Annotated in this window: 20 protein-coding genes; 10 read left to right on the forward strand and 10 right to left on the reverse strand. The window is 59.2% G+C overall.

Going from position 1 to position 21,349, the window contains the following annotated elements; genetic code table 11:
- The first annotated feature begins 96 nt into the window (after window positions 1-96).
- The 5 genes from O8B93_RS13970 to O8B93_RS13990 all read left to right on the forward strand — a co-directional run bounded on the left by O8B93_RS13970 (window position 97) and on the right by O8B93_RS13990 (window position 4,344).
- A complete protein-coding gene (locus tag O8B93_RS13970) occupies window positions 97-885 on the forward strand; it encodes an SDR family oxidoreductase (protein ID WP_269710555.1) in 789 nt (262 codons plus the stop codon).
- On the forward strand, window positions 882-2,927 hold the full coding sequence (gene uvrC, locus O8B93_RS13975) for an excinuclease ABC subunit UvrC (protein ID WP_269710556.1): 2,046 nt from the start codon (window positions 882-884) through the stop codon (window positions 2,925-2,927). The genes O8B93_RS13970 and uvrC overlap by 4 nt, the downstream gene beginning before the upstream one ends.
- Before the next feature lie 103 nt (window positions 2,928-3,030).
- Window positions 3,031-3,618, forward strand: coding sequence for a CDP-diacylglycerol--glycerol-3-phosphate 3-phosphatidyltransferase (gene pgsA / locus O8B93_RS13980; protein ID WP_269710557.1), 588 nt, complete (start codon window positions 3,031-3,033; stop codon window positions 3,616-3,618).
- A complete protein-coding gene (gene moaD / locus O8B93_RS13985) occupies window positions 3,618-3,872 on the forward strand; it encodes a molybdopterin converting factor subunit 1 (RefSeq protein ID WP_065654069.1) in 255 nt (84 codons plus the stop codon). The genes pgsA and moaD overlap by 1 nt, the downstream gene beginning before the upstream one ends.
- Window positions 3,873-3,876: 4 nt before the next feature.
- Window positions 3,877-4,344 carry a molybdenum cofactor biosynthesis protein MoaE gene (locus O8B93_RS13990; protein ID WP_269710558.1) on the forward strand — a complete coding sequence of 156 codons (468 nt, stop codon included), beginning with the start codon at window positions 3,877-3,879 and terminating at the stop codon, window positions 4,342-4,344.
- Window positions 4,345-4,948: 604 nt separating this feature from the next.
- Here the strand turns inward: O8B93_RS13990 and O8B93_RS13995 are convergent.
- Window positions 4,949-5,845, reverse strand: coding sequence for a branched-chain amino acid ABC transporter permease (locus O8B93_RS13995; RefSeq protein WP_269710559.1), 897 nt, complete (start codon window positions 5,843-5,845; stop codon window positions 4,949-4,951).
- 60 nt (window positions 5,846-5,905) lie between these two features.
- Here O8B93_RS13995 and O8B93_RS14000 point away from each other — a divergent pair, with 60 nt between their 5' ends.
- Both O8B93_RS14000 and O8B93_RS14005 read left to right on the forward strand, forming a co-directional pair.
- Window positions 5,906-6,457 (forward strand): CGNR zinc finger domain-containing protein, encoded by a 552-nt coding sequence (locus tag O8B93_RS14000; RefSeq protein WP_269710660.1) that lies wholly within the window; start codon window positions 5,906-5,908, stop codon window positions 6,455-6,457.
- Window positions 6,454-6,963: a hypothetical protein gene (locus O8B93_RS14005; protein ID WP_269710560.1), complete on the forward strand. Its 510-nt coding sequence runs from the start codon at window positions 6,454-6,456 to the stop codon at window positions 6,961-6,963. Before O8B93_RS14000 ends, O8B93_RS14005 begins: the two co-directional genes overlap by 4 nt.
- Before the next feature lie 277 nt (window positions 6,964-7,240).
- Here O8B93_RS14005 and ndk read toward each other — a convergent pair whose 3' ends face one another.
- Both ndk and O8B93_RS14015 read right to left on the reverse strand, forming a co-directional pair.
- Window positions 7,241-7,663: a nucleoside-diphosphate kinase gene (gene ndk / locus O8B93_RS14010; protein WP_003502118.1), complete on the reverse strand. Its 423-nt coding sequence runs from the start codon at window positions 7,661-7,663 to the stop codon at window positions 7,241-7,243.
- A gap of 103 nt (window positions 7,664-7,766) precedes the next feature.
- A complete protein-coding gene (locus tag O8B93_RS14015; protein WP_269710561.1) occupies window positions 7,767-8,462 on the reverse strand; it encodes a glutathione S-transferase family protein in 696 nt (231 codons plus the stop codon).
- A 257-nt stretch (window positions 8,463-8,719) separates the two neighbouring features.
- Here O8B93_RS14015 and O8B93_RS14020 point away from each other — a divergent pair, with 257 nt between their 5' ends.
- Complete coding sequence (locus tag O8B93_RS14020) at window positions 8,720-9,766, forward strand: GGDEF domain-containing protein (protein ID WP_269710562.1); 1,047 nt, start codon at window positions 8,720-8,722, stop codon at window positions 9,764-9,766.
- Window positions 9,767-9,835: 69 nt separating this feature from the next.
- Window positions 9,836-11,719 carry an ABC-F family ATP-binding cassette domain-containing protein gene (locus O8B93_RS14025; RefSeq protein ID WP_269710661.1) on the forward strand — a complete coding sequence of 628 codons (1,884 nt, stop codon included), beginning with the start codon at window positions 9,836-9,838 and terminating at the stop codon, window positions 11,717-11,719.
- A 54-nt stretch (window positions 11,720-11,773) separates the two neighbouring features.
- On the opposite strand, the gene O8B93_RS14030 is transcribed toward O8B93_RS14025, so the two are convergent.
- The 4 genes from O8B93_RS14030 to O8B93_RS14045 all read right to left on the reverse strand — a co-directional run bounded on the left by O8B93_RS14030 (window position 11,774) and on the right by O8B93_RS14045 (window position 16,634).
- The gene (locus tag O8B93_RS14030; protein WP_269710563.1) at window positions 11,774-12,256 is read right to left on the reverse strand and encodes a GlcG/HbpS family heme-binding protein; all 483 of its coding nucleotides are present in this window, start codon (window positions 12,254-12,256) and stop codon (window positions 11,774-11,776) included.
- Between the two features lie 89 nt (window positions 12,257-12,345).
- Entirely contained in the window at window positions 12,346-12,954 is a 609-nt protein-coding gene (locus tag O8B93_RS14035; RefSeq protein WP_269710564.1) for a response regulator transcription factor, read from the reverse strand.
- Entirely contained in the window at window positions 12,951-14,612 is a 1,662-nt protein-coding gene (locus O8B93_RS14040; RefSeq protein WP_405049064.1) for a sensor histidine kinase, read from the reverse strand. The genes O8B93_RS14035 and O8B93_RS14040 overlap by 4 nt, the downstream gene beginning before the upstream one ends.
- Before the next feature lie 84 nt (window positions 14,613-14,696).
- Complete coding sequence (locus O8B93_RS14045) at window positions 14,697-16,634, reverse strand: EAL domain-containing protein (protein ID WP_269710565.1); 1,938 nt, start codon at window positions 16,632-16,634, stop codon at window positions 14,697-14,699.
- 458 nt (window positions 16,635-17,092) lie between these two features.
- On the opposite strand from O8B93_RS14045, the gene O8B93_RS14050 reads away from it, so the two are divergent.
- The gene (locus tag O8B93_RS14050; RefSeq protein ID WP_269710566.1) at window positions 17,093-18,019 is read left to right on the forward strand and encodes a Gfo/Idh/MocA family protein; all 927 of its coding nucleotides are present in this window, start codon (window positions 17,093-17,095) and stop codon (window positions 18,017-18,019) included.
- Between the two features lie 30 nt (window positions 18,020-18,049).
- Here O8B93_RS14050 and O8B93_RS14055 read toward each other — a convergent pair whose 3' ends face one another.
- The 3 genes from O8B93_RS14055 to O8B93_RS14065 all read right to left on the reverse strand — a co-directional run bounded on the left by O8B93_RS14055 (window position 18,050) and on the right by O8B93_RS14065 (window position 21,243).
- Window positions 18,050-19,078, reverse strand: a complete 1,029-nt coding sequence (locus O8B93_RS14055) for a sensor domain-containing diguanylate cyclase (protein ID WP_269710663.1) — start codon at window positions 19,076-19,078, stop codon at window positions 18,050-18,052.
- A 196-nt stretch (window positions 19,079-19,274) separates the two neighbouring features.
- Window positions 19,275-19,724 carry a DNA polymerase III subunit chi gene (locus O8B93_RS14060; protein ID WP_269710567.1) on the reverse strand — a complete coding sequence of 150 codons (450 nt, stop codon included), beginning with the start codon at window positions 19,722-19,724 and terminating at the stop codon, window positions 19,275-19,277.
- A 25-nt stretch (window positions 19,725-19,749) separates the two neighbouring features.
- Complete coding sequence (locus O8B93_RS14065; RefSeq protein ID WP_269710664.1) at window positions 19,750-21,243, reverse strand: leucyl aminopeptidase; 1,494 nt, start codon at window positions 21,241-21,243, stop codon at window positions 19,750-19,752.
- Between the last annotated feature and the right edge of the window lie 106 nt (window positions 21,244-21,349).

Below are 21,349 nucleotides of genomic sequence, written 5' to 3' on the forward strand. Positions count from 1 at the left end.
AAACCGAAATTGCATTGTGAATAAAAAATCGCCCAATTCTTTTGGGGCTGAGTGACAGCTTGCGATTTGCATTTATATCCAGCAAATAGGGCGTGTATGAGCAAATGCAGGTCCGCCGTGAAAGAACATATACCGAAGACAGTCTTGATAACGGGCGCCGCCCGCCGGCTTGGGCGGGCAATCGCCACCGATCTCGCAGCCCACGGCTTTGCGATTGCCGTCCATGCCAATGAATCCATGGCGCAGGCGGAGGAATTCGCTAACGAAATAAGGCAGAAAGGTGGCAGAGCCGCTGCCGTTCAGGCGGATCTGACACAATCTGCGCCCACCATGGCGCTCGTCGAAAAGGCCGCCGCCGCGCTTGGCCCGATCGGTGTCGTCGTCAATAATGCGTCGGTTTTTCTCGCCGATACCGCCGAAACGCCCGATCCGGCCGTTTTCGATGCCCATTTCGCGGTGCATGTGCGGGCCCCTTCCCTCATCGCCGCCGCCTTTGTCGCGCAACTGCCTGCCGATAAATCCGGGCTGATCGTCAATATCATCGACCAGCGTGTGCTTGCGCTCACGCCGCGTTTTTATTCCTACACGCTTTCAAAATCGGCGCTGTGGACCGCCACACGGACCATGGCGCAGAGCTTTGCGCCGCGCGTGCGGGTCAATGCCATCGGGCCCGGCCCCACCTTCAAAAGCGAAAGACAGGCGCCCCAGGACTTTCAGGCGCAGATCGACGGCCTTATATTAAAGCGTGGTCCCGCGCCGGATGAGTTCGGCCAGACGATTCGCTTTCTTTATGATACGCCGTCGGTCACCGGACAAATGATCGCGCTCGACGGCGGCCAGCACCTTGGCTGGGAAACCCCTGACGTGGCGGAGATAAATGAATGAACGGAAAGAAGCTGCCTGATGGCGGTATTCTGTTCGATGAAACCGACGACGAAGACGACGATGCCAACCTTGCCGCAACAGATTCGGCCGAGGCGTCGGGCAGCGTTGCCGGCATGGACTGGAATGCGGGCTGGAAGAACGAATCCGGCCTGAAGGGCATGGATCTCATCGGCGAATTCGTCAAACACTTGCCGAATTCGCCGGGTGTCTACCGCATGTTCAACGAGGCCGGTGACGTTCTTTACGTCGGCAAGGCACGCTCGCTGAAGAAACGTGTCGGCAACTATGCGCAGGGCCGCGTGCATTCCAACCGCATCGCCCAGATGGTGCGTTTCACCACCCATATGGAATTCGTCACCACCCGCACGGAGACCGAGGCGCTTCTCTTGGAAGCGAATCTGATCAAACGTTTACGTCCGCGCTTTAACGTGCTTTTGCGTGACGACAAGTCGTTTCCCTATATTCTGATTACCGCCGACAATCGCGCGCCGGCGATTTTCAAACATCGCGGCGCGAGAGCGCGCAAGGGCGATTATTTCGGCCCCTTTGCGTCGGCTGGTGCCGTCGGCCGCACGATCAATTCGCTACAGCGCGCCTTTTTGATCCGCACCTGCACCGACAGCGTGTTCGAGACCCGCACCCGTCCTTGTCTTCTTTATCAAATCAAGCGCTGTTCCGGCCCCTGTACGCATGAGATCAGCGATCAGGGGTATGAAGAACTCGTCAAGGAAGCCAAGGATTTCCTGTCCGGCAAAAGCCAGAGCGTCAAGACTGCGATTGCGCGGCAGATGAATGAGGCGGCAGAGGACCTCGATTTCGAGCGCGCCGCGGTTTATCGCGACCGGCTGGCAGCGCTGTCGCACGTCCAGAGCCATCAGGGCATCAATCCCGCCGGCATCGAGGAAGCGGATGTCTTTGCCATCCACCATGAAGGCGGAATTTCCTGCATTCAGGTGTTCTTTTTCCGCACCGGCCAGAACTGGGGCAACCGCGCCTATTTCCCGAAGGCCGATCCTTCCCTGCCCGGCTCGGAAATCCTCAACGCCTTCCTCGCGCAGTTTTACGACGACAAGCCCGTGCCGAAGCAGATCCTGCTGTCCGAAACGGTGGAAGAACAGGAGCTGCTGGCCGCGGCACTTGGCGAAAAGGCCGGGCACAGGGTCACGATCAGCGTGCCGCAACGCGGCGAGAAAAAGGACATTACCGACCATGTTCTGGCCAATGCCCGTGAGGCGCATGGCCGCAAGCTGGCGGAAACCTCATCTCAGGCGCGACTGCTGAAAGGTTTTGCGGAGACCTTCGGTCTTTCCAACGTGCCGCGCCGCATCGAGATTTACGATAACTCGCACATCATGGGCACCAATGCAGTCGGTGGCATGGTGGTGGCGGGGCCGGAAGGTTTCGTCAAAAACCAGTATCGCAAGTTCAACATCAAATCGACCGACATCACCCCCGGCGACGACTTCGGCATGATGCGCGAGGTGATGACCCGTCGCTTTTCGCGCCTGTTGAAAGAAGAAGGCAAGCCCGACCGCGAACGGACGCCGACACCGGAAGAAGCCGCCGACCTGCCCTTCCCCGCCTGGCCGGATGTAATCCTGATCGATGGTGGTCAGGGCCAGATGACGGCGGTGCGGGCCATTCTCGACGAACTCGGCATTCGCGACTGTGTGACGGCCATCGGCGTGGCGAAGGGTGTGGACCGCGAGGCGGGCCGCGAGCGCTTCTTTGCGGATGGGCGCAGCGATTTTTCCCTGCCGCCGCGCGATCCCGTGCTTTATTTCATCCAGCGTATGCGCGACGAGGCCCACCGATTCGCCATCGGCTCACACCGGGCGCGTCGCAAGAAGGAAATGGTGCGCAATCCGCTGGATGAAATCTCAGGGATAGGTCCGGGCCGCAAGCGCTCCCTGTTGCAACATTTCGGCACCGCCAAGGCGGTTTCCCGTGCCGGCCTCAACGATCTGATGAATGTTACCGGCATTTCCGAGACGGTGGCGCGACAAATTTACAATCACTTCCACGAGAGCGGCGGCGATTGATGCAGAACGGTGAGACCGAACTGCTAAAAAAACATAATGACGTGTTGACGCTATGCCCTAGCGGCGGCATCAAGACAGCTGATCTCAGACTGACAGGTTTCCCATGGCTTCGCGCGCATACAGCATTCCCAACCTCCTGACCTATGGCCGTATTCTCGCGGTTCCTGTCATTGTTTTGTGCTTTTTTATCGAAGGGAAGCTGGAAAGCTCGGATTTCGCGCGCTGGACGGCGCTCTGGCTGTTCATCATCGCCTCGCTGACCGATTTTCTAGATGGTTATCTGGCGCGCATCTGGAATCAGACGTCGAATATCGGCCGCATGCTGGACCCGATCGCCGACAAGCTGCTGGTCGCCTCCGTGCTGCTGTTGATGGCGGCGGATGGCACCATTGCCGGCTGGTCGCTCTGGGCTGCCATCACCATTCTCTGCCGCGAAATTCTGGTTTCCGGCCTGCGCGAATATCTGGCGGCGCTAAAGGTCAGCGTTCCCGTCACCCAGATCGCCAAATGGAAGACGACGATCCAGATGGTGGCCATCGCCTTCCTGCTTGCGGGTCCTGCGGGCGACAAGGTGCTGCCCTACACGACCGAAATGGGCATTACGCTTCTGTGGCTCGCCGCGGCGCTGACCATGTATACCGGTTATGATTACTTCAAGGCGGGCCTCAAGCACATCGTGGACGAAGAATAATGACACGGATCGTTTATTTCGCCTGGGTTCGCGAGAAGATCGGCACGGATGAGGAGGAGCTGGATATCCCTTCCTCCGTCACCACCGCCGGCGAGCTGATCGCCTGGCTTGCGACACGCGGTGAAAATTACGAAGCAGCCTTCGAGTTTCCCAATGTGATCCGCGTTGCGGTCAATCAGGAACATGTCGAGCACGACGAGAGTATCGTCGGCGCACGCGAGATCGGCATTTTTCCGCCCATGACGGGGGGATGAGCGGATGCAGAAAGCCGTCGAACCGACTGTGCGCGTACAGGCAGAAGACTTCGACGCCGCCGACGAAACACGCCTGATAGCGCAGGGCGACAGAAGCATCGGCGCCGTCGTAGCTTTCACCGGGCTCTGCCGGGACGATGGCGGCACGCTGGCAGCACTGGAACTCGAACATTATCCCGGCATGGCGGAAGCGGAGATCACCCGCATCGCCAAACTGGCGATGGAGCGCTTCGGCCTGCTTGGCCTCACCGCCATTCACCGCCATGGCAAGATCGCGACAGGCGAAAACATCGTCCTTGTCATCGCCGCTTCATCGCATCGACAGGCCGCCTTCGATGGCGCGAATTTCGTGATGGACTATCTCAAGACCTCAGCCCCGTTCTGGAAAAAAGAACATGGCAGGGATGGCACGACGGGCGACTGGGTGGCTGCGAAGGCCACCGACGATACGGCCAAGGGCAAGTGGCGATAAAGTAACCAATAACATGTGTATAAGCTGTGGATAACAGTTATTCACAGGATTTATTGCATGGTAACGCAGCGAGAATCGGTCTTGCGCAGACACAACATATATGTCACATTTTACCCGTGACATCTAAATATAGACAGATGACTATTAATTATCCGCTGGACCCACGATTCGCCAGTTCTGTTTTCCACTAACATGTGGAAAACATCAAAGAACCAAGAATTGACCAGATGGGCGCTCGGTAGGAATATGAAATTCGGACGAGTCGAGTCGAAATCGACTCGTCCGATGAACAGCGAAGCGGTCCCGCCGCCTCTGAGTCCGAGTGCTTGAGTAAGCCTTGGCATGCTGTTCTTTTGTGACTGAAAAGTCAAGTCGGCGGGAGAAAGGAGAAACAGCTATGCCAATCGGAATGACTGCCTCAACTGGGCAAAAATGTCCTGAAAGCGGCGTCTGGACTGTGGTCGGTACACCGTCAACTACAGCTCCTATAGCCCGCGGCAATACCATGCCTCCCTATGCCGGGAAAGCGGTTACCTGGAAACTTACCCAGCTAGCCTAAATTGAAAGAGGGGCCGGGATTTCTATTCCGGCCCCTGCTCGACAATTAAACTGCACGACGACTGCTGCGCATGACAATCAGCCAGCCGACCAGCAAAGCCAGAACCGCCGCATCCCGCCAGGCGACCGGGCCGTAACCAACCCAGAATGTTTCCGCAAAACCGACGGCGGCGGCCCCCAGGCCGCAGATGAGCGGGCTGGCATATCCGCCCGCCGCCGAGATCAGCACGACTTTCAGACCGAAGACGAGACCGGCACCAAAATCCATGGTGCCGTAATAAAGCGTGGCCAGTACACCAGCGATGGCCGCAACGAGGCCCGCTGCGCAATAGGACAGCAGAAAGACCCTGCCCGCATTTACCCCGAAGAGCGAGGCGGCAAAGGCATCATCCGACACCGCCTTCCAGCGCCTGCCGAAAGCGGAACGGTGAAGATAAAGCGAGCCTGCGAGAATGAGCAGGCAGAAGATTGCCGTGTTCAGCATCTGCATCGGCGTCAGGGTTACGGCAAAGCCGCCCTCGGTCCAGAAGCGCACCGGCTGAGATAAGAGCGGCGGCAGCCACAATTGCCTTGTATCGGCGGCGAGCCTCGCACTTTCCGTGAGCGCGATCAGGACGCCAACGGACGCGACGGTCACCGCGTTCGGAGAGGCCTTCGCCAGCGGTCGCATCACCGCCCTGCCAATGAAACCCGCGGCCCAGAGCCCGCCGAACAGGCCGGCTCCTGCCCCCAGCGCCAATGTTGCCGGCAGAACCAGCCACAGCCGGTTCCAGCCGAAATCGGCAAACAGGAGGCAGGTCTGACCGGCAAAGGCGAATATGGCGCCATAGGTCACATCGGAGCGTTTCGTGACCGAAAAGGCGATGGCATAACCGAAGGCCATAACCGCATAAAGGGCAGCGACCGGCACGGCATTCAGCAATTGTTGCAGGAAATAAGCCAAGCCCGTCCTCCCGCCACGATTATAACTGTTAAAATACATTTTGATAGTTATAATATGCGTATGACATTTCGCTGGACGGAACATCGTTTTGCAGGGGGAGCATTGGCGCTCGATGTCGCCAACAGCGTGATCCTGCGCTCGGACACGGCAAGAACGCTGGACCGTTTTGCCGTGCCGGAACAGATCGCCGCCTTTGCCGAAGCGGCGACGCGGCTTGGTGTAGAGCGTGACAGGTTTCCCACCCTCATCGCGCCGGAAGCGGACAAACGGCCCGTTTTCATTGAGCTTCGCGAGGCGATCGACGATCATTTCCGTTCGTTTGTCTCCGGCGGAGCCAACGATGATGGCAAGCTCGCCCGGTTTCTCTCTGCCGGCGGCACGGCACTGCGGGTATTCCCGGCCTCCAAAAGTCTCGCCAACGCCACCGTCCATTCCGCTCTGTCGCTGCTTGCCGGCGAGACACAGGAAAGGCTGCGGATCTGCGGCAATTGCGGCTGGCTGTTCATTGACCGCAGCAAAAACAGAAGCCGTGTCTGGTGTGACATGGCTGTGTGCGGCAACCGGCAGAAAGCCAGCCGGCATTATCACCGCAAGAAGGAAGTGCAGCCATGAAAATTGCCCTGCCCCTGCTGGCGATTGCAGCAATGCTGTCTCTTTTCGGCTGTCAGCGCGATGAACCGCGTGAAGTGGCCAAGCTTTCCGGGCGCATGTTCGTCTTCAACTACCGCGTCGCCATCGCCACCTATCTGGTGACGCTTCAGCGTATCGCTCCCATCCGCGACGGCAGCAGCGTGGAAGCGGCTTTCGAAAATCCGCGCGGCGGCCCCGATCTCACGACCAGCGAGAGGATTTTTCCAAAAGACGAAAAGATCACCGTTCAGAGCCCGCCAGTCGAATGCGTGAAGCAGGACCGGCCCTACCGGGTCACCATCCGCATCAAGGGACCGGATGGCGATGTCATGCAGACAATCGAGACCACGATCCGCTCCGACACCGACCAGTCGGCTCTACCGGCCAAGCCGCTGGTGATTGGCCCGCTCTATACGCCCAATCCGGAGGTGTTCAAGCCCGACGGCACGACGGATATGCGGCCGGTTCAGGGGTGCCCGGCGTCTTAGGGACTGACGGAGCAGGTGCAACATCTCCTCATCCCTGTGCTTGTCACAGGGATCCAGTCAGCCCAAGTCCTTGGGCTGAAAAGAGTCCTCCCGTCACGCGGACGCGTGTCGGCTGGATTCCTGTGACAAGCACAGGAATGAGGATGGAGGCGGGTGCGGCGTCCCCTTTTCGCAACCCAAAACAAAAAAACGGAGCCTTTCAGCCCCGTTTCTTCGAGTCTTTTCAACGGCCTCAGCCAATCGCCTGAAACAGCGATTCAAGCCGTTGAGATTTGAATCAGCCGACGATTTCGGTTTCGGCGAACCAGTAGGCGATTTCCTGTGCGGCGGTTTCCGGAGCGTCGGAACCGTGAACGGAGTTTTCGCCGATAGAGAGCGCGAAGGACTTGCGGATGGTGCCTTCAGCGGCCTGGGCCGGGTTGGTTGCGCCCATGATTTCGCGGTTCTTGAGGATGGCGTTTTCGCCTTCCAGAACCTGAACGATGGTCGGGCCGGAGGTCATGCCTTCAACGAGTTCGCCGAAGAAGGGGCGCTCTTTGTGAACGGCGTAGAAGCCTTCGGCTTCGCGCTTGCTCATCCAGACGCGCTTGGAGGCGACGATGCGCAGACCGTTGTCTTCAAATACCTTGGTGATCGCGCCCGTGAGGTTACGCTTGGTTGCGTCCGGCTTGATCATCGAAAATGTGCGTTCAATCGCCATGTGTCCGTTTCCTTTTCCTTCAGAGAAAGTGGGCGGTCTTTACCCGCCCAAAGGCCCGAAAACAAGGGGGATCAACGAGATTGCGACGATGACGGCAGACATTTCACGCCGCTGTCACACTGCGGCCCCTCGCATCATAGAGATCGAGGCAGCCTTCGAACCAGTCCCGTACCGGATCATTATCGGCAAACAGATCCGCCCCGGTGGTAATGCGCGCCCATTGCAGCGCGCCGAACACGATATAGTCCGCGAACAGCGGCGACGTGCCGCCAATGAAGGGCTGGAAGCTCAACATGCGGCGGATCGGCGCGAGCAACGCAGGAAAGGCAGCGATTTCGGCCTCACGGTTCGCCACCACCACCTCCAGCGGGCGGCCAAGCGCCTTTGTCCGGCTTTCGCGGAAATAGCGACGATCGGGCTCGTCCAGCATGTTGTGGATATCGAGGACGGCAATGCGGGAAATGGCCGGATGCAGAACCGTCTGCGACCAGCTTTCGACAAAACGGGCCATCGCCTTACCGCCCTCCCCGTCAAACAGCGACGGCCGTTCCGGGTAAGCCTCGTCAAGATAAAGCGCGATTTCGAAACTGTCGCTCACCAGCTGGTCGCCATCGCGCAGGATCGGCACTGTCTTCGAAAACCCGTCCTCCACCGTTGGAATGACCGTGAAGGGCAAGGGACGCTCCTCGAAATCCAACCCCTTATGGGCCAGCGAAAGCACCGTTTTCCAGCAATGGGGAGAAAACGGTCGGGAAATATCGCTTCCGCACAACGAGTAGAGCGTTCTGGAAGTCGTCATGGGCTGCCCTCTTCTGCAATATCGATGAAACGATATAAGAACGGCCGAGCCATGAAATCAAATCAGGATTTGTCATGTGATCGATCAGAAAACGCGCGCAGTCCGCGCGTCTATCTGACATGGAAATTTTCGCTTCGCAGTGCCAAAAATTTTCGCGGATTCAGTCAATTTTAAACCGTTGCTTGTAAGAATAAACCCATTCAAAAATCGGTTATCGCCGGTCTATTCATAATAATCTCTGGGTATTGGGGCTGTCAGTGACGACATCGGCGGGCGATAAAAAACGTGATCAGGCAAGAAGTTCTCTTGTCGTTACCAAAATCACCCAATTCATCGCCAAGATGAACATTGCGCCATTGCCGCGCAATTACGAACTGATCTATGAAATATTGTCGGGCCACAATCCGGCCATGGGCCGCGACATTCTCGCGCTCGGCAACGCGCCGCAGCAGCACGAGATCGATCTTATCGGCCAGCGGCACAACTTGCCCGGCTTTTCCCGGATCGAGGCCGAACAGATGGCGAGCGAGGCCTTCGATACATTGACGCAGATTTCCGCACGGCTGGAGGCAAGCCTTCACCGTACCGAAACTTTCATGGACGGCCTGCAGCAGCACGAGGACGGTGAGCCCCCGGCAACGCAGCGTTTCCTGGAGCTTCTGGGCGACATTCACGAGGAGCAGACGAGCCTTCGGCATTTCATCGCCATGGGGTTGGTGAAAATCCGCGAAGCCGAAAGAAACCGGGTGGAACTTCAGGCCGCCTCCCTGCGCGACAGCTTGACGGCGCTTCCCAACCGGGCCGCCTTCCTGGAAAAGCTCGGCGCCCTTTTTGCGAAGGATCGGGCCGCGTCCGCCACCTCGCTGGTGTTGCTCGATATCGATCATTTCCGCGAAATCAACGGTAAATATGGTTCTTCCGCCGGTAACAAGGCGCTGCGACGGCTCGCCGCGCTGTTTCGCAAGACCGTCAAGAAGGACGATTTCGTCGCTCGCATCGGTGGCGATGAATTCGCCTTTCTGTTTGCCGGCGTGCCGCAGAATACGGCCGAGGCCATTGCCGAGCGGCTGCGGCAAAGCGTGGAGGCCCTGCGCTTCGCGACCAGTGGGGGCGATGGCGAGCATCTGACGGTTTCGATCGGCGTCGCGGAGGTGGACGGCACAGCCACAGCCGGGGAATTTTTCGGCCATGCCGAACTCGCTTTGCTCTCGGCCCGCAGCGGCACGCGCAACTGCGTTATCGGCTACTCGCGGGAGGTGGCGCAGCACAGCCGCAACAGCTATCTGGCGCAGCTCGGCTCCTGAAGCGGCATTCTCTCACGGTGTGGCGCGGAGGCTCTTGCCTTGGCCAGACAGTTCGGCCAAAACGGCGCCATGATTACCATTACCGATCTTTCCGCCCGCATCGCCGGGCGTCTGCTTCTTGACCATGCCAGCGTGACGCTTCCCGCCGGTGTGAAGGTGGGCCTTGTTGGCCGCAACGGCGCTGGCAAATCCACCCTGTTCCGGGTCATCACCGGCGACTTCTCGGCGGAAAGCGGTTCGGTGACGATCCCGAAGCAAGCGCGCATCGGCCAGGTGGCCCAGGAAGCACCGGGCACGGAAGAGTCGCTGATTTCCATCGTGCTTGCCGCCGACAAGGAGCGCAGCGCGCTTCTGGCAGAAGCGGAAACCGCAACCGATCCGCACCGGATCGCTGAAATCCAGATGCGGCTTGTCGATATCGACGCCCATTCGGCGGAAGCGCGCGCCTCCAGCATTCTCGCCGGTCTCGGCTTCGATCACGAGGCGCAGCTTCGCCCCGCCTCATCCTTCTCCGGTGGCTGGCGCATGCGCGTGGCGCTCGCCTCGGTGCTGTTTGCCGAACCAGACCTGTTGCTGCTCGACGAGCCGACCAACTATCTCGATCTCGAAGGCACGCTCTGGCTGGAAGACTATATCCGGCGTTATCCGCATACCGTCATCGTCATCAGCCATGACCGCGATCTTCTCAACAATGCCGTCAATTCCATCGTGCATCTGGATCAGAAGAAGCTGACCTTCTATCGCGGCGGTTACGACCAGTTCGAGCGCCAGAAGGCCGAGGCCGACGAATTGCAGATGAAGGCCAAGGTCAAGAACGACGCCGCGCGCAAACATCTGCAAAGCTTCATCGACCGTTTCCGCGCCAAGGCCACCAAGGCGCGCCAGGCCCAGAGCCGCATCAAGGCGCTGGAGCGCATGGGCACCGTTGCCGCCGTGATCGAGGACCATGTCCAGCCGATCACATTTCCCGAGCCGGAAAAGCAGCCCGCCTCCCCCATCGTCGCCATCAATGGCGGCGCGGTCGGTTACGAGCCGGGCAAATCCATCCTGAAACAGCTCAATCTCAGGATCGACAATGACGACCGCATCGCGCTGCTCGGCTCCAACGGCAACGGCAAATCGACCTTTGCGAAATTCATCTCCGGCCGGCTTGCGCCGCAGGCGGGCGATCTTCGCGTCGCCTCGGGCCTCAAGATCGGCTTCTTCGCACAGCATCAGCTCGATGACCTCGTGCCGGATGAAACGCCCGTCGAACATGTGCGCAAGCTGATGCCGCTCGCTCCTGAAGCGCAGGTTCGTGCTCGCGTGGCGCAGATGGGTCTTGCAACAGAAAAAATGGCGACGGCGGCGAAGGACTTGTCCGGTGGCGAAAAAGCCCGGCTGCTGATGGGGCTTGCCGCCTTCCATGCGCCGAACCTGTTGATCCTCGACGAACCGACCAACCATCTCGACATCGACAGTCGCCGGGCGCTGATCGAGGCGCTGAACGATTATAGCGGCGCGGTCATCCTCATCTCGCACGACCGCCACCTGATCGAAGCGACGGTGGACCGGTTGTGGCTGGTGGCCGACGGCACGGTCAAGACCTTCGAAGGCGACATGGAGGAATATCGCGATCTCGTTGTTTCCTCCGGCAAGAAGAAAGAAGACAAGACCGAGGCCGCCGCCGACCAGACCTCGAAAGCCGACCAGCGCAAGGCCAATGCGGAAAAGCGCGCCCAGCTGGCACCGCTCAAGAAAAAGATCAACGAAATCGAATCCCTGACGGCAAAGCTTGAGAAACTGATTCAGTCCCTCGACAAGGAACTGGCGGACCCTGTTTTATACGAAAAAGCGCCCGCCAAGGCCGCGCTGAAAGTGAAGGAGCGCGGCGAGGCCGCTGCTAAGCTTTCTGACGCCGAGGAGCAATGGCTGGCGCTCTCGAGCGAATACGAGGACGCGATGGCATCCTGATGCACAACCGGAGGGGCCGGCGGCTGGAAGCCGCCGATCCCTGTTCCATGATGCTTACTTGGCGCCGATGGCGTTGAGACCTTCGCGGGCGCATTCGGCATCAATCGCACCCGAGGGTGCGCCGCCGACACCGATGCCGCCGACCAGCGCATCGCCGATCTTGATCGGCAGGCCGCCAGCCTGAATGACCATACGCTCATCCATGTTACGAAGGCCATCATTGGCGGGCTTGGAAGCGATGAATTCCGCGATCTCGCCGATGTCACGCCCAAGCGATGCGGCCGCGAAAGCCTTGCCGGTTGCGCTGGAGACGGTGTGCGGGCCGGAACCATCTGCCTTCAGCACGGTCTTGGTGGCACCATCGCGGGTGACGATGGCAACGGTGACGGCATTGCCCTTGGCGGAGCAGGCCTGCAGCGCTGCCTTGGCCGCTTTTTCCGCCATGTCGAGCGGCAGATAGGGCGCGGTCGGCAGCGTTTGCGCCAATGCGGCCGAAGGAGCGATCAGAACGGAGACGATGAGAAGGTTGCGGATCATGTAAAGGTCCTCTTGGCTGATGAGGACCCCAGCTTAGGCGGATGGCGCGGACCTGCGAATCCGTAAGATTTGCCGGCTGCTCGGTAGTTCTACTGATCTGCGCCGGCTTCCAGCCACAACCGCGTCATTTCTGCCTGCGAGGTGGTGCCGAGCTTGAGGCCGATGGCGGCGCGATGGCTGTCCACTGTGCGTGGCGACAGGCCAAGCCCATCGGCGATCTGGCGGGAGGTGAAACCGAGTGCGATACGTTCGAGGATTTCACGCTCACGCGCGGTCAGCAGCGCCAAAAGCGCCCTAGTCTCGGCATGCAGCGCTTTCGCGTCGAGCGTGCGGGCCAATATCCGGTTCGCCTTCTGGATCGCATCGATGAGATCCTGCTCATCCACGGGCTTGGAGAGAAAATCTACTGCGCCATTGTGAAAGGCACGGCGGCAGGCTTCGATATTGCCATGGCCGGAAATGACGATGACCGGCCAGTCGACACCCTCTTCCGCCAGCTTTTCCTGCAGCTTCAATCCGGTGATGGCAGGCATGCGGATATCGAAGATGAGGCAGCCCGGCTCGAGAGCGGGCAACTGGCCGAGAAAAACCACCGGATCGGCAAAGCCCTTCGCTTTTATGCCGACTGTGGACAGGAGCAAGATCAGCGCCTTGCGCACGGCGTCATCGTCATCGACAAGATAGACGGGCAGCGTCATGGGTTCCGCGCCTCCGCCGCGACCGGAAGGATGACGCGGAAAAGCGCGCCATTCTCACTGTCGACGTAGAGAATTTCACCGCCGGCGCGCTCCACCAGTCGCTGGCTGAGGGCGAGCCCCAGACCCATGCCGTCCCTTTTTGTGGTTGCGAAAGGCGTAAACAGGCGGTCGCGCAAATCCGGTGCGACGCCGGGGCCATTATCGGCCACTTCGAACACGGTGAAATCACCTTTTCGGCTCAATGTTGCGGTGATGGCTTTCCTGCCTTCGACGGCTGTGAGCGCATCGAGAGCATTACGCAGCAGATTGAACATCACCTGCTCCATTTCCACCGGATCGGCCCGCACCGAAAGCGGCGTCTCCGGCATGGCGATATCGATGCTGGCCGCGTGCCGTGCCGCCTCACCGGCAAGCAACGCATCGACATTGCGCAAAGCGGCGCGCAGATCATGCGCGGCGGCCGGTTGACGGTGCGGCAGCGACCAGTTGCGAAACCGGACGAGCATGTTGGCGGCACTTCGCGCCTGATCGATCATGTCATCCAGGGCGCCGGAAAGGGCAACGGTATCCTGGCGGGCAAGCAACCGTCGCCCGGCCTGCGCCTGCGCCAATATCGCCGTCAAAGGCTGGGTCAGCTCATGCGCCAGACCGCTCGCCATCTCACCCAGCGCATTGACCCGCGAGGCATGGGTAAGCCTCGCTTCCATGCCGCTCAGTTCGGCCCGCCTTTCTGCGGCACGCATACGCGTCCTCTGTTTCGCCATCACGATGCCGAGCAGGAAAACCACGGTAGCGCCGGCCATTCCCGCCAACAGGGCGCGGCCCGGCAGAAGATCCCGCCAGGTGATCGAAAGAGCGGTTTCGAGGAGCAGAGGCTGGGTAGCGCTGCTCAACTGCCGGACATATTGCGGCTTTTCCGGCAGTGTCGGTGGACCGAACAATATCGTGCCATCCGGCATTTTCAGACGGATCACCGCCTGTTTCATCGACCAGAAAGGATCGTTGGATGCCACAAGCTGCGCCGCGTCGATTGCGAGCACCAGAACCTTCGACGCCGTCTCGCTGTTGGGACTGCGCTTCACGATCAAGTAATGCCCGGGCCGGAGGGCGCTTGCCACCAGGATCGGGTGGCCGGAAAACACCGATGCCGCCTTGCGAATGACTGTCGCCAGTTCGTTTTCCAATGGCCGGGTGCCCACCACGGGGCCTCCCTCATTGAGGGCCACCAGCTGAAGCTCATCAATGCGCGGATAAAACTGCAGAATGGGAGCGGCAACGTCGAGCAGCAGGCCGTGATCCGCGCCCTGCTCTGCCTGCGCCACCGCCGAAAGCGCGGTGACATGCGCGTCATGCTGGTCGGCCCGGCGGGACACCTCGGCCTGCAAGGCGTCGCTCTGCCGCGCAAGCTCGCCGAGCAAGCTGACATATTGGTAAGCCGCCAGTGCAGAAATGACGGCCGCCATCAGCAGCGCCCAGACCAGAATCACCCCTGGCAAGGACCATATTGCCTGCGGACGCGGATCGGCCTGCAAGGGCTGAGCCGGTTTTCCGGGCATGTCATTCCATGCATCGTCGTTTTCAAACATCGTCGTTTTCAGGCATCGGCTCACTCGCGTGACCGGAAAAAGCGGTCGCAACATCGGTTCGTCAAGAGACATTCCTCAGCACAGACCGGAAGAACATTCAACCCGGCCACGGCCGAATTCATGCCCTTGCCATTGGCCGGTGAGGCTCCCGATGCGCTAGGCGCATGCCCGGCGGGGCAGCAACCGATCAAGCGGCACGGCGGGCGAGTAAAGATAACCCTGACCGAAACGAATGCCCATCTGCATGAGAATCCGGCTCTGCTCTTCGGTTTCTATGCCTTCCGTTACAAGCTTGGCGCCGTAGCGCTCGGCGCTTTGGAAGGCGAGCACGACGGCGTCCCTGAACCGTGCCTGATCGAGCCTAGATGTCATCCACTGATCGATCTTGACTTCCTCGAAGGGAAATCTTGCCAGCAAGGTGAGCGCGGCATAACCGGTGCCAAAATCGTCCAGCGCCAGCCGGACGCCGGCGGCAATCAGCGTATCGAAATTCTGCTGCACGGAATCGGTGGTCGGCATCCTGCTCATTTCCGTCACCTCGATCGACAGGCGATGCGCAGGCACCGTCATCTCCTGCAGCAAAGCCACCACCCGATCTGCGAAACGCGCGGTCGCAAAAGACGAGGCGGAAATATTCACCGCCAGATGAAAATCCGCATCGAGGCCACGCAGTTCGGCAAGGTCGCGGACTACCGCTTCGATGGTTGACCATTCAAACTCCACCAGCAGCCGGTGGCGTTCGGCGATTTCCAGCACATAATAGGGCGAAAGCGCCTGCCCATGCATATCGATCGCCCGCAGGAGCGCTTCTGCGCCGATCATGCGGCGATTGTGAATTTCAAATTTCGGCTGGTAAAATATCGGCGGCTTTCCGTTTTTGATCCAACGCACCAGCATCTGCCGCACGCCCTCGTCCCGCGCCGCTTTCTCGGCGAAAGAAAAGGGAAAAATCTGCACGGGGTTTTCACTCCGCCTGAGCGCCAGACTGAGATGCCTGAGGAAGGAGGCCACGTTCTGGTGCGAGACCATTTCCAGATTCGACGCCCCGATTTTGAGATGCGGGACCGGCCCTGCCTCCGCTGACCTGAAAAAGGCGATCAACCCCTCGTGGAGATGCATGACGAGGCCGACACTCTCCGATTTCTCCAGCGAAACTCCCTCGATGACAACCGCAAGCGTTGCATCGCCGAACATAAAGCTATGCGGCGCATTAAATTTCGACAGTAGCCCGTTATCGCCATCGCAGATTTCCCGCGCCAATGCCGGCCAGAAAAGATCGGCCCAGTCATCGCCCTGATGAGCCACGACATCGGCGATATTGACGATTTCGATGAGGAGGAGAGCGTGCGGCACAGTCGATGTCTGGCGAGCCACCATTTCGATATGGTCTTTAAGGGCACGCCTGTTGGGCAGGCCGGTCAGAGAATCCGTGCGTGCCACAACCTCACGTTTTTTCACCGCTTCCCTCACCCGCGCTTCGCTGCGCAGCACCAGGAAGAGACAGGCAATCATCGGCAGGCCGACACTCGCGCCGACAATGCGCCGTCCGACATTGCTCAAAAACACCTCCTGACCGACCATGCCGAGACCATAGGTGAGGCAAATCGCGAACAGCGCCGCGAAAATCCTGATCGCGAAAACCCCGGCAACCTCTCTCAGGCCGAGTTCGGTCAGACGGCGCCGGCGCATCCAGCCATACATGGCGATGCCAAAAGCGGAAATGACGCTCATATCCAGAAAGGCGGCGCCAAAGAGGGCCGGACCGCCGAACAGGAAACGCCCGGCAGAAATCAGCGCAAGACTTATCAACCCGCCCTGCCAGGATCCGACCAATCCCGCCAGAAACAACAGGTCAGAACGAATATAAGGCTTGGAGGGCAGCTGAATGAATTCGGACACCAGCAGCGTCAGCAGAAAGCCGGTCGCTCCGAAAACAGCTCCATAGTAGATTTTATAACGGACGTCATCGAAAGCTATGTTTCGTTGCAGAAGCATCAGCATGGACACCATACCAACCACGGCTGCGGCCTGCAGCAGCAGAAATGGCAATTCGGCGGCCGATGCGGCCGCTTGAGCGACGATCAATTCCATCATTTGCAATTCACCGTAAAATATCGGCGCTGGCACCGGAACTTCAGCATCTGGCAATCAAAAATCCTGCTTTTGCGCAGGGTAAGTATAAAATTATCACCATTCGCCCCGTTGGCCCATGCCCACTCCAACAGCGCGCCTGAAATAAACCCATCACGCAACCGCCGCTCAAAGAAATCAATATAAAAATAAAATTATAAAACAATATTTCCGAAATTCATCTTTAAACTTATCATTTAAGATAGTACATAGGCAATGATAAAATGGATATTGAAAACAATACTTTTGAAACTCAAATTAATCTGAATTTTCGAATATACATTCAAAGATTCCGTCATGGCATTGCGATATGAAAAATGACGCCTCCTGCGGAAACGATCGCCTTGCCCCTTCGGTTGTTTCTGCTAAAAACCTGTAAAGTCACACTTTATCCCATGAAGCACTCAAACGGATTCCTCTCCATGTCAGCCACCAAGCTTGCCATCGTCGGCGTCGGCAAAATCGTTCGCGACCAGCATCTCCCCGCCATCGCAGGCAATCCGGATTTCGAATTGATCTGCACCGCGAGCCGCCACGGCACCGTGGACGGTGTTTCCTCCTATGGCACCATCGAGGCCATGCTGGAGGCGGAGCCGGCAATCAATGCGGTTTCGCTGTGCATGCCGCCGCAATATCGTTACGAGGCGGCTTACGCGGCGCTGAATGCCGGCAAGCATGTTTTCCTTGAAAAACCGCCGGGCGCGACGCTTTCGGAGGTGCAGGATCTCGTTCGCCTCGCGGGCTCCAAGGGTCTTTCGCTGTTTGCCAGCTGGCATTCCCGTTATGCGCCAGCGGTCGAGGCGGCGAAGGCGTTTCTGGCCTCGACGAAAATCGACAGCGTGCATGTCATCTGGAAAGAGGATGTGCGTCACTGGCACCCGAACCAGGCCTGGATCTGGCAGGCGGGCGGTCTCGGCGTGTTCGATCCCGGCATCAATGCGCTGTCGATCATCACCCATATCCTGCCGCGCGCACTGTTCCTAACCAAGGCGACGCTGGAATTCCCGGAAAACCGCGACGCCCCTATCGCCGCCGACCTGCATTTTTCCGACGTTGAAAAAACGCCTGTCCATGCCGAATTCGACTGGCGCCAGACCGGCAAGCAGAGCTGGGATATCGTTGCCGAAACGGCAGCGGGACAGATGGTGCTTTCGGAAGGCGGCGCGAAGCTCTCGATCAACGGCGAGGAAAAACTGTCCCAGCCGGAACGGGAATATCCTGCCCTTTACGAGCGCTTCGCCGAGATCATCAAGGCGGGCCGCTCCGACGTCGATCTCGCGCCGTTGACCCATGTGGCCGACGCCTTCCTGCTCGGCCGCCACAAATTCGTGAATTCCTTCTACGATTGAGAAGCCTCGACGCTTCCAGACATACAAGCCTCAGAGGGCGCGGCTGACAAAGCGGTCGCGCCCCGATTTCTTGGCCTGGTAAAGCGCTTCATCGACGCTGCGAAGCAGTGCCGCGCGGTCTGTGCCCGCCTGAGGAGCGAGCGCACCGCCGATGCTGAGACGGGCATCGACCGCCCGACCATCGACATCGAAAGGTTTGCGGAAGGCGGCGAGCAGACGATCCGCCAGGCCGTTCAGCACGTCGGCGCTGCTTGGCCGGGGAATGAAAATGGCAAATTCGTCGCCGCCCATGCGCACCACTATATCGTCACCGCGGATCGCATTGCGGATTCGACCGGCTGCGGCGTTCAGCACACGATCACCCGCCGGATGGCCGAAAGTATCGTTGATGGATTTGAAGCCATCCATATCGAGATAAAGAACGCCGAAAGTCTCTTTTTCGCGCAGGGCCGCGCCTAGCTGACCATCGACAATCGCATCCAGGGCGTTGCGGTTATAAAATCCGGTCAGCGGGTCGGTCATTGCCGCATCCCGCAATTCCCGCTCAGCAAGGCTCATGGTGAAATTGGCTTTCTGAAGCCGCAGCAACGCGGCCGCGAGCAGCGCAAAACTTCTGAGATTGTCGACTTCGAGGCGGGAAAATTTCCGTGGCACCGTGTCAACCAGACAAAAAGCACCAATCACAAAACCCGGCTCCAACTCAATCGGCGCTCCGGCATAAGAGCGCAGTTCGGGTCCGCTCTTCACGTAGGACATGAAGCGGAAATCCGGATGCTCTGTCAAATCTGGAATGGCAACCACATCCAGCCTGCTGACGACGCGATTGCAGATCGAAAGGTCCCGCGGGCATTCAGACAGCTGCATCCCCGCCTGTTCAGCAATATGAAGCCAGTCCTCATCAACGATGTGGACAGCAGCACGCGGAACACCAAAAACGCCCTGCGCCAACTGCGACAGCGCTTTCAGCTCCGGCATCTCGGCATTTTTGAAGGACATGATCGACCTTACCGCGACCAGACGTTCGGTTTCTCCCTCCGGTCTTGATATCGCCTGCCCCATGCTCATGTCCTTCTGCTGTTGCTTTCGCGGCAGCCGCGTCGACCCGATCCCGCCACACGAATCAACGGCTTCAAAGTCGGCTTAGTCCGCCCTTGCGGCGCATCATGCAAAAACCGCCTGTTGACGCCACATGCGAATTTTTGCCGGTCTGTTTGCGTATGGAACAAATCATGGGCATGGCGAAACTGCGGTGCGGTCAAACCTTTTTCTGCCAGCGACCTTCAGGAGACTGCTGCCAATAGGTCAGCGAATGCCCCTCCGCCTTCAGCGTTTTCCAGTGGTTACGCGCCATTTCCAGCTGGTAGGCGTCATATCCATCGAACATGAAGACGACGCGCTCATAGGTCTCCACCGCCGGCGGTTCGGCGCCATCGACCAGAAAGCGCACGTTCGCCGCATTGCCGTTCTCGACCGATGCCGTCAGAAGAATCGGCTGGTTCTGCGGCGCTGATGACGCATCGGTGGCGTGCGGCAGAAAACTATCGTCACGAAAGGTCCACAGATGCGTGTCGAGGAAATCACGACGCTCGTCGTCCACCGTCTGGATCGCGACCTTCCAGCCGCGTTCCAGCGATTTCTCGAGCAAAGGCGGCAGCGCATCCTCCAGCTTCGATTCCGTCAGATGGTAGAACAGAATTTCAGTCATTCGCAGACGCGCCGCTCCGCTCGCTTCAATCTTCGTAGTGGGCACGAACGAGTTCGTTCAGCAGACGTACGCCGTAGCCCGATCCCCAGGACTGGTTGATCTCGGTGAGCGGCGAGCCCATGGCAGTACCGGCAATATCAAGATGCGCCCACGGTGTTTCGCCCACGAAACGCTTGAGGAACTGCGCAGCGGTGACGGAACCCGCCAGCCGGCCGGAGCTGTTCTTCATATCGGCGAATTTGGAATCGATGATCTTGTCGTAATCCTTGCCAAGCGGCATGCGCCACAGCTTCTCGGCCGTCGCCTCTCCCGCCTGAGCAAGCCGCGCGGCCAGCTCGTCGTCGTTGGAGAAAAGACCGGCCTGAAGGTTGCCGAGCGCAACCGTGATCGCACCGGTCAGCGTGGCGAGGTTGATCATGAATTTCGGATTGAAGCGATCCTTGGTGTACCAGAGCGCATCGGCCAGAACCAGCCGGCCTTCGGCATCGGTATTGATGATCTCGATGGTCTGGCCGGACATGGAGGTCACGATATCGCCGGGACGCTGGGCATTGCCGTCAGGCATGTTTTCCACAAGGCCGATGACGCCGATCACGTTTGCCTTGGCCTTGCGGGCCGCAAGCACATGCATCAGGCCGGTCACGGCAGCAGCACCGCCCATATCACCCTTCATGTCTTCCATGTTGAGACCGGGCTTCAGCGAAATGCCGCCGGTGTCGAAAACGACGCCCTTGCCGACGAAGGCGATGGGCTCGTCCTTCTTGGAACCACCGTTCCACTGCATGACCGCCAGCCGCGGCGGGCGGGCCGAGCCCTGCGCGACGCCGAGAAGCGCATTCATGCCGAGCTTCTTCAGCTCTTTTTCGCCGAGAATTTCGACATCGACGCCGAGCTTGCGCAATTCCTCCGCCTTCTCGGCGAATTCTACGGGACCAAGCACATTCGGCGGCAGGTTGACGAGATCACGCGCCAGAACCACGCCGCCCGCAACGGCTTCCGACACGGCAAAGGCCTTTTCCGCATCCTTGTGCACGGCGGTTACGATGGTGACATCGACCTTCTTCGGCGTCTTTTCATCGTCGGATTTCTTCTTGGTCTTATAGGCATCGAAACTATAGGCGCGCAGCAAGAGGCCAAGCGCAAAATCCGCGGCCGCCTGCGCGCTCACCTCGACACCCGCGGCATCGAGATAGATGACGACCTTGTCCGCCTTCTTGAAATGGGCAGTCGCGGTGCCGCCGGCGCGCAGCCAGTCATGGGCGACCAGCTTCGACGGCTTGCCGAGCCCGATGACGAGCAGACGGTCGGCGGCGGAACCCTGCGGCGCGATGACGTCGAGCGTCGCCATCGACTTTGCGGAAAAGCCGGAAATCTTCGCCGCCCTTTCGATCACACCGCCCGGGTCAGCCTCGGAAGCACCGGCGACGGCCAGCGCTTCGCCCGAGGCCTGCAGCACGATGGCCAGGGCATTTTCCAGCGAGGCGGAATTGGCGAAAGAAATATCGAATTTAGCGGACATGTTTTCCTGCTCTTCTTCTACGACTTGCACGATGCGCATGATCATGGCCTTTTCGGCCCGGGGCGCAACCCGCATTCTTTAAAGGCCTACAGTCGTTAAAGGAAAG

It is taken from the genome of Martinezella rhizogenes, assembly GCF_027460065.1.
In the GTDB taxonomy this organism is placed as follows: Bacteria; Pseudomonadota; Alphaproteobacteria; order Rhizobiales; family Rhizobiaceae; genus Agrobacterium; species Agrobacterium rhizogenes_C.